The following is a 14,478-nucleotide window of genomic DNA, read 5'->3' on the forward strand; positions in this document are numbered from 1 at the left end:
GCTGCCTCGGTCTCGAAATCTGAGGTGAAGTTTAGGCGACGGGACCGCTTTGTCAAGTGCAAATGCGGTGTGTGGACTCTGCCGATATCATAGATGACATCTTCCATTCCCGACGCGCAAACCGGCGCGGTTGCTGAACCTTCAGCACCGGTCGGAACGTCTGCCGTTGCCCGCTGGCACTGGGTGCAGACAAAGGTTCTCGATCATCCTGATCTCACGACCGCCGAGATCTGTGTCGCCATTGTTCTGGCGTCGCATGTCAATGACCGCACACAGAACTGTTTTCCCAAAATTGAAACCATTGCCCGTGAGGCCAGCCTGTCGGATCGCAAGGTGCGTCAGGCGCTCAAGCGGTTATCCGAGCTTGGTCTGGTCGCCAAGCGGAGCCGCGCTGTTGGGCGGTTGCGGAATCGTAACGCCTATCAGTTGCTTGATCTTGGCGCTAAACCGGCATCTGGTTCCCTCATACCGGCACACGGTGCCGCTGTTAAACCGGCACGGGGTGCCGGTTCCAATAAGAAGAACACGGATAAAGAAGAAAACACGGATGAAAGGGAACAGGCACTTGCCGTTTCCGGCGCGGGTGCCACCGTCCTTCCTGCCGTCAATGATCACTGTTTGATTTTAGCAAGGGAATGGCAGCGGCTGTGTTGTGAGCCCTGGACGCTGGCCAATGCTTGTTTGCGAGTCAGTGACGCGATTGCACGGGCTGGCATGGATGCCGTCAGGCTGGAGCTTGAGGGTTTGCGACAGAAGGGGAGACGGCCTTCACGGCTTGTCATTCTGGATGTGCTTGATGGAATACAGCCAGAGGCTTGCGCAGAAGACAACGCATCCGCTTCTGCACCGATATGTGATGCTTCTGATCCGGCTGAATGGCGCGAGATATGCGCCGCTATTGCTCAAAGCAATCTGCCAGACTGTCGCCATCCCCGCGCATGGTTGTCACAAATACGGGCGTCTGTGATCGGCAACGCTTTGCAACTGGTCGCCCGTAATCGTTGCGCGCGCGATACAGTGCAAAATTATTTGCTTTTAGAGATCACCCGGCAGGCCGCACGACGCGGGCTTGTGACCGGAGGTGTGACATGCTTGAACTGATCACCCCCACTCAAAACATTCTCCCGTCTTTCGCAGAACGCCTTGAGATTTTCAGGCATCAGGCGGCAGGTCTGGCGTGTATCCGGCGCTGGAACGGGGCCTGCGAGGTGACGGTGGCCCAGCATTGTGTGCAGGCCTGTGATCTGGCCTCATCGCAGGCTGCGGGATATGCGCTGATCCATGACATTGAGGAATTTGATACTGGCGACATTATCACGCCGGTCAAAAATACCCTGCGCCGGCTCGGCGTCTGGCAGCGTTTTGAAACCGAAATCGTTCTGCCGATCCGGCGGCATTTTACCCTTCTGGCGGGCCTTGACTGGCCGTGGCCTCAAGCCGTGCTGCACGAAGTCCATGAGATCGACCAGCGTTTGAAAGCAACGGAATATCGCGATTGTGTGGATCCGTCTCTGGTGCGGTTGAGCGCAGGCGATCTGGCGAAACCGTTTGACGAATACATGCTGCCCTGGAGTGCGACCAAGGCCGAACGGGTTTTTATGGATCGGGCGCGGCGCGTGCTGCCAGCATTGGGAGGGTGCGATGCAGGATGATGACGTTGTAGCCTATGCAAAAGAAGCAATAGAAACCCTCGAAGCTGAGAAAAAGGCGTTGCAAACGCAGCTTGTCGAACTGGACCGGATGCAAGCACGGCAACCCGATGTCCTGGTCTGTGGCAGTGACCAGTTTGCATCTTTGGATCCGGCACAACGGGCAAGTGTCATGGAAGCTCTTTACGAACGAGAATATCAGAATGCGCGCCGATCCGGGATGCGCCAGAGGCTGGCTTTTGTTGAAGCCGAGATTGCACATTGGTGCAACCGGCTAATCAGGACCGGCAGGATTCTGCCGGTTGTTGCCTTATTTGTCCTGATGCTGTTCCCGGTGTTTGCCCGGGCAGACTGCTATTCGTGGCCGTTGCGAGAACAGCGCGGTGCCTATGCCTATGATGGCGATACGATCTATATCACCATGCCGGGCTTGCCGGCACCGATCAGCAAGATGTCTGTTCGGGTGGCCGGGATAGATACCCCGGAAATTCGGGGGCACTGCGATGCCGAGAAACAACTTGCCATAAAGGCCCGGGATCGGGTGCTAGCGGTGCTGGCCGGGGCGGTTGCATCCGGGCAACCTGTGCTGTTTTGTCGTCCTGAATGGGGCAGATATGGCGGGCGGGTTGTCGCCTATGTTGCGATTGGTGACATATGGCTGCAAGACATCCTTTTTGCCGAAGGCCTGGGACGGATATATCAGGGTCAAAAACGTGGCACATGGTGCCCGCAGCAACCTTAATTCCGATATCAGTTATTGATATTAAATGTTGAATGGGATATCACTTTTGGATATCATGTGGTCATGAACAGAAAACATCAGAAGACGCTTGAAGCGGTCTTTAAAAACCCGGTATCGGGGACCCTCATTTGGGACGATATAGAGCGGCTGTTCACAGCGCTTGGCGGGCAGGTTTCCGAGGGGCAGGGGAGCCGTGTTCGTGTGGCGCTTAATGGCGTGCGACAGGTTTTTCATCGCCCGCATCCGCAAAAAGAAACCAAAAAAGGCGCGATCAAGTCGGTTCGCGACTTTCTGGAACGCGCAGGAGTGAAGCATAATGCTTGAATATAAGGGATATGTCGGCACCGTCGATTATGAACCGGATGATAAAACCTTTCATGGCAAGGTCATCGGCTTGAGCATGGACGGTATCCATTTTGAAGGGGCGTCGGCGGAAGAGTTTGAACAGGCTTTTCGTGACAGCGTTGATGATTATCTGGCCTGGTGCGCTGAGGATGGGCGGGAGCCGGATAAACCCTATAGCGGGAACATCGCGTTGCGGGTGGATCCGGGAATTCATCGCAAGGCCTCAATCATGGCCGGGGCTTCGGGGATGAGCATCAGCAAGTGGATTGAAAGCCAGATTGAGCGGGCGTAAACGGTCAGTTCATGGACTTTTGGGTGCCAGACAAAGGGGTGCTTTTCTGATCAACCGGCAGCGTTCTAGCAGTCGATTTATGCTGTTCCTTTTGCTGGCTGGAAACCTGGGGCGGAAAATACCAATTGAAGATGATTCAGTGTTCGGGGTGCAGAGCATTCGATTGACCGGGGCAGCGCCCCCGACCAACCTCACCCGTATCCGGCAAGCCGGTAAAGGATATTTATGGGTACGGGCAGCCCTTTCTGGCAGGTGTCGCGGACAACATTTTTTCATGCACATACCAGGTATCCTTTCGACATCGCACTTGCTGATAAGCCAAAGGAAGGGCTGCGCCCTCTGCCGTAAAGCAGAATCAGGGTCCCGGTTCACGCCTTAACGGTCGTGAACATCCCATATTCAGCTTGACGGCATTCACCCCTTTTTGACGACGGGAAGAAGTTGAACCGGCCACATCGGCCAGTCCGTTGTCATTAAGGGGACCAGAACAATGCGCAAGGTAACAGAAAGCGATATTCAGACGGCCAATGATATTGCCCGTGAGTTTGATGCTGCCGTCAGGGCGAACGATGGCGCGGCAGCACAGAAGGCTGCACAGGATTTTAATGCCCTGATTGTCGTGGCCAATGGCGAAAAGGGCAGCTTTGGCAGTTTTGCCCAAGACGGGGCCGGAACAGCCATCACGGCGGCCCTTGCCGCTAAAGAGGGGCAGGTTCCGCACTGGGGGCAGAACGGGTTGTTTGTTCTGAAAACCAGACATGGCCGGGCATTGGTCGATTTTACCTGCCCACTCGATACATGCAGCAGCTTTGGTTTTATTGCTATCGACCTTGGTTTGCCGTTCATTTCCGAGACCGGCTTTCGTTCACATTTTTATGCACAATGGCCGCCGGTAAGTGTTCAGGAAGCTGCCGCCGCAATTTTCTGCACATATGCCGAAGACGAAGCGATGATGAATATCGAAATCGAATACCGGCAGCGGCGGGCGACTTCTTTGCCTGACTTTGTGCAAGCGTCTTGCACCAGCTTTCAGGGTGTTCTCACAGAGACGAACGACAAAGGGCAAATCGGATTTCAGTTCTGATTGGCATTGATGTGGAAACCGGCAAAATTGTGCCGGTTTCATTTGTTCTGTCCCGGAATGCGCAGCGCTGCGGTCTGTTAAAAGTCAGGTAATGAACCGGCAGGATCCTGCCGGTTGTCATGGTTTGTCAATTCAGGGCGTGTTTTATTTCTCGCTCGCGATCAGGGCGTTAAAATCAAATGTCGCCTTGCATTCTGTGCGCCATGTTTTGGGGACTTGATCCCAGAAGATATGAATTGTCAGCTTTTCGATGACGCGACGTAGTGGGACAACGGCCTCGGGATCCCGCGACCAGACGCGCAGTCTGGCCACCAGATTGGTATGTTTCTGGATAATGCGATCCAGACTTTTCGGGACGGTTGTTTCGGCCAGTTCGCGTTGATGGCGAGAGATATCGAGTTTGGTCCTATGGATCAGCTCTGACTTGTCGTCAAAGAAGGCACGAATGTCTTGCGAGCGTGCATCCGGCCCGAGAGCCTCGATGACCTTGTTGACGCTGGTGCGCAGCGTTTCGAGTTCGATCTTCAGGCGGTCAATTTCTTGCGCGTGACGGGCGCGGGTTTTGTTCATTTTCTCGCTGTCGAAATGGTCGCGGATGGTGTTCTGATCCAGCGTGCTGATGGCCTCCAGTACCAAAGCTATGATCTGATCATAATTTAGGCTGCGGTTCTGACAGCCCTTGACCGGGCAGGAATAATGCTTGGCATAGGTTGCGGTGATCTTGTGGCCATGGGTGGCGCAATAGAGCTTGCCGCCAAAGACCGCGTTGGTCTTTTTGGGGGTAATCGCCTGACTGCGCCGCCATTCCTTTGAGCGCCGGATCGAGATCTCGCGTTTTTCTGCTTCGCTGATAACCTTGGGGCCGAGTTTTCGTTGCAGGTGTTTGCTTGAACGCATATCGAGGGCTTTTTGCACCTCGGCAAAGACGTCCTGATCGATGATGGCCAGTTCGGGGATCGGGACGGTGATCCATTCGCTTTCCGGGCGAATGATCGAGACCCGGCGGGCACTTTCCGGGTGCTTGCGGTATTGCATTTTGTTGAAGGTGACAGTGCCGTTATAGAGCGTCTGGCGCAACATGCCGGTCTGGCGGACAAAGGAGCCGACAAGGCTGGAAGGGGCCCATTTGCCGCCTTTGGGAGAGTCGACACCGCGCCGGTTCAGATCATCGCAGATATGCTTGAGTTTGCGGCCTTGCGCATAATATTCAAAAATCTCGCGGATGATGGCGGCCTGTTCCGGGTTGATGGTGCGTTTGCCGCGTATCGGTTCGCCAAATTCATCCAGCGCATGGACCAGATCATAACCATAGAGCTTGCCCCCGGGCACGCCGCCGCGCAGAACGGCAGCAATGACGCCACGATGGGTCTTGTCGGCGAGATCTTTAAGATAGAGCGCATTCATCGTGCTTTTGAGGCCGATATGCAGCTCGTTGATTAAACCTTCGCTAACAGTCTCAACAGGCACGCCGAGGAACAGCATCTTTTTAAAGAAGTTCGCTGTATCGGCCTGATCGCGGCTGATGCGGCTGAGGTCTTCGGCCACCACCAGATCAAACCGGTCATTGAGCGCGCCGACCAGCAAGGCAGAAATACCAGGACGATTTTCTATGTGTGATCCTGAAAAGGCCTCGTCGCGATAGATCTCGGTGACGCTGTAACCTTTTTGCAGGCAAAACTCCTGACAACGTCGGATCTGGTCCTGCGTGCTTGTTTCCTGTTTGTCGGTTGAGTGGCGTGCGTAAATTCCGGCTCTCAAATCTGGCTTCGTTTCGGGGAAGGATAAAGAAAAAGGCACGAGGCCGGGAGGGGAAGTCGTGTTTCAGGCCAGATCAATGGTGCTGTCGGCGTTGCCAGGTGACCCATTCAGGCATGCGGGTGCCAATGCCCGGGGCAAGGATTTCCGCTATGGTGTCGTCCGAAAAGTCGGTTTTCTCAAAGAGCTGGCGTGCTATGCCCACGAAAGTTGATGAGGCTTTGCGGTCTTTAACTAACGACCGGTTTTCTTCCAGAAGTGCGATCTTGTCGCGCAGGGCCTCGATCAGTTCCTGCTGGTCATTGCTTTGGGTGGACGATGTGGGCAGAGCAGGGTAATAGGTCCCGGTTTTCCGGATGCTTGGCCAAAACGTGGCCCATGCCCACTTTCGAAAGTGCTTTGCGACGGGTTTCCTGCTTCGTACAAGTAGCAGGTCAAGCCCAAACCAATTAACTGCATATGCAGTTAATTTTGATTGTTTAGGGTCCGCATTCGCTCTTTCAGCTGTGTTTGACGTCGGAACTGTCGACAATTGTTGGAGCGCGATGAGCATTTTTTCATCGTTATCCAGCTTTTGTATGAGGCGCGCTATTGCATCTCGGGAATTCGCAATCCCCAACGCCTTACAAACATCCATGGCAACGAACCAAGGCAGGTCATTCCTATAGACAGTACGAATTTCAGCGCCTTCAAAGCTGAACGGTATGATTTCATTCATTTTTCGATCCTTGGCCAAGCCATCGCGGTTTATCCGCAGAGGTTGTAAGTGCTCTGTGACGAGAGCATTCCGACTCTTTTGATTACGCGATGAAATGACTTATGCGCAAGGGGTAAAACGTATATTTCCGCAAGAATAGGTATAAATAAAAATACAATAATTACAATGTGTTGCCAGTGATTGCCTAAGATTGCCAGAGATTGACGGAGATTGCCAGTTTGTGCCAGAGTGTGCCAGAGATTGCACAACTTTCCCCTGTCGTTGGTCTGGCAGGATAGGTGTGGTGGGCCCACCACACAGCCCAAACGGGCATCCTGCCTATTCGCCTGGCGGTGCCAGGCTCAACGGATTTGTGGTGATAGAACACTTGATTAGAAATACTGATGCGGTAAGCAGTTCCGAGAACTTGCAAATACGAACCTAGATTAAAGGCCGGGTTTTCTGACCAATCGGCGCAATATCTTCAGTAGGTCTCCATCTTTGTGGAGCGCCGTACTATCAACTTCAAGCTATTCGACCACAAGGTTCCTCCGCATAATGGCTGAAAAACTGACGCTTAAGCAGCTTGAAAACGAGCTCTGGATGGCCGCCCATATTATTACGGGTCCCATCGATGCATCTGACTACAAGACTTATATATTCCCGATTCTGTTCTTTAAGCGAATCAATGATGTCTATCAGGAAGAGTTTGAAGAAGCGCTCGAGCTCTATGGCGATGAGAGCCTAGCTGTTGCACCTGAACAGCACCGAATTCAAATTCCTGATGGCTGCCGGTGGGATGATGTTCTTGGAACTACCAAGGACGTTGGGCATGCTCTGCAAAGCGCTTTCAGGTGCGTGGAAAAGGCCAACCCTCATCTGTATGGCATCTTTGGCGATGCGCCCTGGACGAACAAAGATAGGCTGCCAGACAGCTTGATCATTGAGCTTCTAAACCACTTCCATCAAATTCCCATGGGTGTCAGAGACGTTCGTGATGATGAGATGGGGCGTGCATACGAATATTTGATCAAAAAATTCGCTGACAAAGCCAACAAAAAGGCTGGTGAGTTCTACACACCGCGAACAGTTGTTCGATTGATGGTGAATGTTCTGGACCCGAAAGCAGGAGAAGTCGTCTACGACCCAGCATGTGGGACAGGTGGCATGCTGCTTGAAACAATACATCACGTCAAAGAGCGCAAAGAAGACCCACGATTATTGACATTGCGTGGGCAGGAAAAGAACCTGACCACCGAAGCTATCGCCCGGATGAACCTGTTTCTGCATGGGATGGAAGATTTCCAGATTGTTCGCGGTGATACGCTGCGAGATCCAAAATTCATCGATGGCGACAAGCTGGAAACATTCGACTGCGTGATTGCTAACCCCCCCTTCAGTCTCGAAGAATGGGGACATGAAAGTTGGAGTGCAGACCAATACCAGCGCCATATTTATGGCGTAGCGCCCAAAAAGAATGGTGACTTCGCGTGGGTCATGCACATGTATGCGTCGATGCGCGAAGGCACGGGTCGAATGGCTGTCGTCGTTCCGCATGGCGTCTTATTCAGAGGAAGCTCCGAGGCCAAAATCCGTGAGGCCCTTATCAAAAATGGCGCTTTGGAATGTGTGATTGGTCTTGCTCAGAACTTGTTTTACGGAACAGGCATCTCGGCGTGTATTCTTGTCTTCCGCAAAGACGAGAAAACGCTGAGCCGCAAAGAAGTCTTATTCATAAACGCGGACCAAATTTACACCAAAGGTCGTGCTCAAAACACCATGAGTGAAGGTCAAGCCGATGAAATTTACGACATCTATAAACGCCAACATGAAACAACTGAAAAAATCGAGGGCGTAAGTCGCTGGGTGCCCATCAAAGAAATTGAAGAAAACGACTTCAACCTGAACATTGCACGGTATGTGCAAAAGCCACTTGAGGAAGAGACCATCACGGTGGAAGAAGCCCTGAAGGATTTCAAACAAAAACTCGCCGATCTTGAACACGCAGAAGATGAATTAGAGGCCCTGCTGGCCAAGGAGGGTTTCGAGCTATGAGCATTACACAAAAACAACTGGAAGATTTGCTCTGGGGCGCGGCTGTTCTGCTGCGCGGACAAATTGAAGCATCAGACTACAAGCAATACATTTTCCCATTGCTGTTTTATAAGCGCATGGATGACGTCTATCAGGAAGAATATATCGAAGCATTTGAGCTTTATGAAGATGATGAGCTTGCCAAAAAGCCAGAGCAACATCGCTTTGTCATTCCAGACAGCGCCCGCTGGAGTGTCGTAAGGTCTACCACAAAGGATGTTGGCACTGTGCTAAAGGATGCCTTGCGGGCCATCGAAAAAGCTAACCCGCGCCTTTACGGGGTTTTTGGTGATGCCGTCTGGACGAACAAGGAGCGCCTTCCTGATCACTTGCTGGTCTCACTGATCAATCATTTCAGCCAAATCCCGCTGGGCGTCAAGGATATCGACCAGGATGATCTGGGCAATGCCTACGAATATCTGATCAAGCAATTCGCCGATGATTCCGGCCATACCGCAGCTGAGTTTTACACCAACCGTACCGTTGTGCATTTGATGACACGTATTCTTGGCTTGCAGCCGGGTGAAACCGCTTACGATCCCACCTGCGGTACCGGAGGGATGTTACTGAACGCTGTCATGGACCTACGCAAAGATGACCGCGAATGGCGCACCGTCAAGCTCTATGGGCAAGAGGTTAACCTGCTAACCTCAGCGATTGCCAAGATGAATATGCTGCTCCATGATATTGAAGAATTTGATATTGCCCGTGGCGATACTCTGAAAGAGCCCAAATTCACCAAAGGTGATAAGCTCCAGCAATTTGATGTGATCTTCGCCAACCCACCATACTCCATCAAGAAATGGGACCGGGAAGCCTTCGCATCGGACCTGTATGGCCGTAATCTGCATGGTGTGCCGCCGCAGGGCTGCGCCGATTATGCGTTTTTCCAGCACATAATGAAAAGCCTGAACCCGAAAACAGGACGCGCCGCAATGCTATGGCCGCATGGGGTGCTGTTCCGTGATCAGGAAGAAGATATCCGCAAAGGCGTGATCGCGAGTGACTTGGTTGAAGCCGTGATCGGCTTGGGGCCAAATCTGTTTTACAACAGCCCAATGGAATCCTGCGTGGTGGTCCTGCGCCATAATAAAACTGCCGACCGTAAAAATAAGATCGTCTTTGTAAATGGCGTGTATGAAGTCACCCGCGAACGGGCGACCAGCTTTTTAGCCGATGATAATTTGGGAAAACTGGTCGAAGCCTATTACGAGCCAGAAGACCATTCGGATATAGCGCGGCTGGTCGATCTGGATGAAGTCAAAGACAATTTATTTAACCTCTCCATTCCGCTCTATGTCACCGCCAAAAACGGGAATAGCAGCCATGAGGTCGAACAGGATTTGGAAGGCGCGATTGAAGAGTGGAAAATCTCTCGCAACCTTCTCAAAAAGCAAACAAGCAAGCTGTTCGATAGCTTGAAAGAATTGGGATATGAGGCGTAAACAACGATGCAGTTAACAGAGAAACAAAAATCAGAAGGCTGGCGCATCGTTAAATTCGGAGTTGTTGCACAAGAGGTGAAAACCAGCACCAAGAACCCGCTTGGCGAAGGCATTGAGCGTTATATCGGGCTTGAACATATTGACCCGGAATCATTGCGATTGACGCGTTATGGATTGATCGCCGAGGATAATCCAACCTTCACGAAGAAATTCAGTGCAGGTGACATTCTATTTGGCCGTCGCCGGGCTTACTTGAAAAAAGCAGCGGTTGCAGGTTTCGATGGGATTTGCTCAGGCGATATTACGGTGATTGCACCCAAGGGCGATGATCTGGTGCCTGGGCTTTTACCATTCATCGTACAATCAGATTCGTTCTTTGATTGGGCCATAAAACATTCTGCAGGCGGACTTTCACCGCGTACCAAGTTCAAGTCACTGGCTGAATTTGAATTCCTACTGCCGCCCTGCCCACGGCAGGAGGAAATGCTGGAAGTCTTTGAGAAAATTGAAGAAACGATTTTTCAATCGGAGATGACCTCAGAGGCCCTTCAGAGGGCTCAAGATATTGCGTATGGAGACTTTTTTAGAAAACTAGATGATCTTGATGATAGTTCAATAGTCGGTGAAGACCTATTTAAGCTCGGTGGCGGCAATGCTCCAAAAGACATTCCATTAAAAGATAACGGCGACACAAACTATATTAAAGTTGACTGTTTTAATGATGTGCGAAATTCAGAAGTATTGAATTTCTCTGTTTGGACTTTTGATAAAGATGAAGCACATAAATCTGTGAAAATATATCCTTCAGGCTCAGTCATCTTTCCTAAGAGAGGAGCTGCGATTTTCAAAAATCGTGTAGGAATACTGGGTAGAGACGCAGCTGTAGACTCAAATATTATGGTACTACAAGCCTTGGGGGACATCTCAAGCGAATATATGCGTAGTTATCTACATTGGAAGAACCTAAGTACGATATGTGATAACGCAGGCGTTCCTCAGTTAAACAATAAACATTTATATCCAATGAATTTTCCACTTCCGGACAAAGATGACAGAATGAAATTTAACAATATATCTGAAAATTTCGCTCGTCTGCAAGATCAGCTCTTTCTCAAGCGTGAGCAAACTATTGGATTAAGAAAAGTTATTATTAATGATCTTTTGAAGGGGGCAGCGTGAGTGGATTTAACGAAGCCAATACCATCGAAGAAGCCATCCGTGATCGCTTGTCTGCGTTACCGGGTAATAACTGGGCATTTATTCACGGGGCCGATCTGCCGCGTGAAGCACAGGATGTGCTGATCGGAAGCTGGCTGAAAGATGCGCTGTGCCGCCTGAATTCCGATATAGATAAAGACCCTGAAAAAGCTGATGAGGTTATTTATAAGCTGCGCGGTGTATTGGTCGAGGCCCGCCATAGCGGCCTTGTTCGCGCCAATGAGCTGTTTACCGAATGGTTGCGCGGCGAAAAATCGATGCCGCTTGGCAAGGATGGCGAACACATCACCATCAATTTGATTGATTACGACGACCATTCCAAAAACCATTACGTGGTTTCGCAGCAAGTGCCGTCCATGGGCGCAAAGAATGCCTTCTTTGATTTGGTCCTGTATGTGAACGGCATCCCGCTGGTGGTGGGGGAAGTAAAGACACCTGTCCGCATGGCGATCAGCTGGCAAGATGGTGCTTCTGATTTTATGGGCGGGGATAAGTATTACTGGGCAAACCAGAGTAGTTTTTTTGTACCGAACCTTTTGTGTTTCGCAACGGAAGGAAAGACCTTTGCTTATGGTGCGGTGAATGCTGGCTTCAAACACTGGATGCCATGGCACAAGACCACGGATGGCGATGAAATACCGCAGAACATGAATACGGTTCTGACTAGCGCGGAGCGACTGTTAGAACCGCAAACACTGCTGGAGTTGCTCCAGTCCTTTGCGCTGTATTCTGCCACCAAGCTACCAAATTCCAATGTTATCAAGCGCATTAAGCTGCTACCGCGTTACCCTCAGTATGAAGCAGCGAAGCAAATCGTGGAGCGTGTGAAGAGCGGTGAAATCCGTAAAGGGTTGATCTGGCACTTCCAAGGCTCTGGTAAGTCCTTGCTGATGCTCTATGCGGCGAAGATGCTGAAAGCTGATCCTGATCTAAAAAATCCAACCGTGGTCGTTGTGGTGGACCGCGTAGATCTGGACAGCCAAATCAACACGACCTTTGACAATGCTGATGTGAAAAACGTCACTCCGGTAAAATCCTGCAAACAGCTTTCTAAACAGCTGAAGCATGACAGTCGGAATGTCCTTGTTACGACGATCTTCAAATTCGATGACGTAGAAATTGATGAAAACAATAAAGACGGCCTGAACCCACGCGAAAACATCATTGTTCTGGTCGATGAGGCACACCGCACGCAAGAAGGTATGCTGGGTGAAAAGATGCGCTGGGCTTTGCCGAATGCGTATTTCTTTGGCCTGACCGGGACGCCGATCTCTGGTCTTGAGCGCAACACATTCCGCCTCTTTGGGGCCGATCAAGACCAAGGGCGGTACATGAACCGCTATTCATATAAGCAGTCTATCCGCGATGAGGCGACACTTCCGGTCAAGTTTGAACCGCGCCTGGCAGAGCTGCGTGTTGATCAGGAGGCCATCGACAAAGAGTTCGACGCACTGGCCGAGGCCAATAACCTGACGGAAGAAGAAAAAACGCAGCTATCGCAAAAAGCTGGAAAACTGGCACATTTGCTTAAGGCTCCCAAAAGGATGGAAGCCATTGCCGATGACATCCAGGAGCATTTTACCAGTCACGTTGAGCCCAAAGGGCTGAAAGCAATGGTCGTGGTCTATGATCGCGAAGCCTGTGTTTTGATGTATGACCTTTTGACCAAGCGATTTGGTGAAGGTACGTGCGAAGTCGTCATGAATCTCTCCCAGGGGGGGATCGATGATGAGACAGATGAAAACGGTCATCCAAAGAAGAAGGCTTCGGATTGGGTCAAGTGGGACGCACTTGGTCTTCCATTGGACAAGTTAGCCTTTAAGCGTTGGCAGGCAATTGATGCCAGCTCAACACATCAAGAGAAGGTGCTTGACCAATATCGAGACTCCAGTGATCCGTTAAAAGTACTGATTGTCACAGCGAAGCTTCTGACAGGCTTCGATGCGCCCATTTGCTATTGCATGTATCTTGATAAACCGTTGCGCGACCACACACTTTTGCAGGCGATGTGTCGAACTAACCGACTTTATGATGATAGCAAGCGACATGGCTTGATTATTGACTATTTGGGTGTTTTTGAAAACCTTGCCAAAGCCTTGGCATATGACCCCAAAGAAATTGAGGGCGTGGTCGATCAGCTTGGAAAGTACAAGGATGAGGTTCCTGTGGCGCTTGAGAAGTGCCTTGCTTTGTTTGAAGGTGTCGACCGGACAGTTGGCGGCTATGAGGGGCTGATTGCAGCGCAGGAACGCCTTGCGTCGAACGAAGTTAGAGATTTGTTCGCAGCACAATTCAACGTTTTGAAAAAATTGTGGGAAGCATTAACGCCAGATCCATTCCTTGCACCATATCAACGCGATTATCGGTGGTTGGCACAAGTCTATGATTCTGTGCGCCCTGTCGGCGGGCTTGGTTCTTTGATTTGGCAAGCTCTGGGCCCAGAGACCATACGTCTTATTCATCAGTATACCGATATTGATCAGATCCGCGATGATTTGGATGAACTGGTGATGGATGCAGACTCACTCTTTACGCTGAGCGAGGCTGAACAGAAAAGGCGTGGCAAGAGGCTTGAAATTTCACTTATTGCCAAAGTGCGTCATAAATCAGGTGATCCAAGATATGTAGAACTCGGCAAGCGTCTCGAACGATTGAGGGAACAGTACGAAGCCGGTGTGATCAGCTCTATCAATTGGCTCAAGGAATTGTTGGAAGCTGCACGCGAAACTGTTCAGTTGGACAACGGTGCGAACGACGATGATAAAATTGTCGAAGACAATAAATTGGCGTTGTCTGAGTTATTCAAGGAAGTGCGCAACGATCAGACGCCGCAGATCATTTCTCGTATCGTTGATGATATCGATAAAATTGTAAAAGCGACACGGTTTCCTGGTTGGCAGAATACGACCGCCGGAGATCGTGAGATGAAGCAGGTTTTGCGAAAAACGCTGCTCAAGTACCAATTGCACCGAGATGCCGAGCTTTTTGATAAGGCTTATGCCTATATTAGTGAGCATTATTGATCTGTTGTGACACTTTCTGAAGGCGTGTCTGTTTGTCCATGTGTATGGCGGGTTGAAGTTTGTCCTTTTGTGATGCATTCTTCATCGATTGAAGGCATGTAATTGACTGAGTGGAAAAAGGCAGTACTAAGGTG

Annotated in this window: 12 protein-coding genes; 10 read left to right on the forward strand and 2 right to left on the reverse strand. The window is 50.8% G+C overall.

Annotated elements, in window-relative coordinates; all coding sequences use genetic code 11:
* Positions 1-93 precede the first annotated feature (93 nt).
* The 6 genes from TMES_RS20930 (at position 94) to TMES_RS20955 (ending at position 4,112) form a co-directional block, all read left to right on the forward strand.
* On the forward strand, positions 94-1,101 hold the full coding sequence (locus tag TMES_RS20930; protein ID WP_085586255.1) for a helix-turn-helix domain-containing protein: 1,008 nt from the start codon (positions 94-96) through the stop codon (positions 1,099-1,101).
* Positions 1,089-1,652: a hypothetical protein gene (locus tag TMES_RS20935; protein ID WP_085586257.1), complete on the forward strand. Its 564-nt coding sequence runs from the start codon at positions 1,089-1,091 to the stop codon at positions 1,650-1,652. Before TMES_RS20930 ends, TMES_RS20935 begins: the two co-directional genes overlap by 13 nt.
* The gene (locus TMES_RS23370; RefSeq protein WP_245835540.1) at positions 1,642-2,391 is read left to right on the forward strand and encodes a thermonuclease family protein; all 750 of its coding nucleotides are present in this window, start codon (positions 1,642-1,644) and stop codon (positions 2,389-2,391) included. Before TMES_RS20935 ends, TMES_RS23370 begins: the two co-directional genes overlap by 11 nt.
* 63 nt (positions 2,392-2,454) lie before the next feature.
* A complete protein-coding gene (locus tag TMES_RS20945; protein ID WP_211275980.1) occupies positions 2,455-2,715 on the forward strand; it encodes a type II toxin-antitoxin system HicA family toxin in 261 nt (86 codons plus the stop codon).
* Entirely contained in the window at positions 2,708-3,028 is a 321-nt protein-coding gene (locus tag TMES_RS20950) for a type II toxin-antitoxin system HicB family antitoxin (RefSeq protein ID WP_085586259.1), read from the forward strand. The genes TMES_RS20945 and TMES_RS20950 overlap by 8 nt, the downstream gene beginning before the upstream one ends.
* A 490-nt stretch (positions 3,029-3,518) precedes the next feature.
* Positions 3,519-4,112, forward strand: coding sequence for a hypothetical protein (locus TMES_RS20955; RefSeq protein WP_085586261.1), 594 nt, complete (start codon positions 3,519-3,521; stop codon positions 4,110-4,112).
* A gap of 144 nt (positions 4,113-4,256) precedes the next feature.
* Here the strand turns inward: TMES_RS20955 and TMES_RS20960 are convergent, their stop codons facing one another.
* Together TMES_RS20960 and TMES_RS20965 are read right to left on the reverse strand one after the other, a co-directional pair.
* On the reverse strand, positions 4,257-5,870 hold the full coding sequence (locus TMES_RS20960; protein WP_158091287.1) for a recombinase family protein: 1,614 nt from the start codon (positions 5,868-5,870) through the stop codon (positions 4,257-4,259).
* A 73-nt stretch (positions 5,871-5,943) separates the two neighbouring features.
* Complete coding sequence (locus TMES_RS20965) at positions 5,944-6,585, reverse strand: BRO-N domain-containing protein (protein WP_085586265.1); 642 nt, start codon at positions 6,583-6,585, stop codon at positions 5,944-5,946.
* Positions 6,586-7,122: 537 nt separating this feature from the next.
* Here TMES_RS20965 and TMES_RS20970 point away from each other — a divergent pair.
* Genes TMES_RS20970 through TMES_RS20985 form a run of 4 tightly spaced genes read left to right on the forward strand, consistent with a single transcriptional unit; the run spans position 7,123 to position 14,344 of the window.
* The gene (locus TMES_RS20970; protein WP_085586267.1) at positions 7,123-8,619 is read left to right on the forward strand and encodes a type I restriction-modification system subunit M; all 1,497 of its coding nucleotides are present in this window, start codon (positions 7,123-7,125) and stop codon (positions 8,617-8,619) included.
* Positions 8,616-10,103, forward strand: a complete 1,488-nt coding sequence (locus tag TMES_RS20975) for a type I restriction-modification system subunit M (RefSeq protein ID WP_085586269.1) — start codon at positions 8,616-8,618, stop codon at positions 10,101-10,103. The genes TMES_RS20970 and TMES_RS20975 overlap by 4 nt, the downstream gene beginning before the upstream one ends.
* 6 nt (positions 10,104-10,109) lie before the next feature.
* Complete coding sequence (locus TMES_RS20980; protein ID WP_085586271.1) at positions 10,110-11,282, forward strand: restriction endonuclease subunit S; 1,173 nt, start codon at positions 10,110-10,112, stop codon at positions 11,280-11,282.
* On the forward strand, positions 11,279-14,344 hold the full coding sequence (locus tag TMES_RS20985; RefSeq protein ID WP_085586273.1) for a type I restriction endonuclease subunit R: 3,066 nt from the start codon (positions 11,279-11,281) through the stop codon (positions 14,342-14,344). The genes TMES_RS20980 and TMES_RS20985 overlap by 4 nt, the downstream gene beginning before the upstream one ends.
* The last annotated feature ends 134 nt before the right edge of the window (positions 14,345-14,478 follow it).

Origin of the sequence: Thalassospira mesophila (genome assembly GCF_002115755.1) — a bacterium.
Taxonomy (GTDB): domain Bacteria; phylum Pseudomonadota; class Alphaproteobacteria; order Rhodospirillales; family Thalassospiraceae; genus Thalassospira; species Thalassospira mesophila.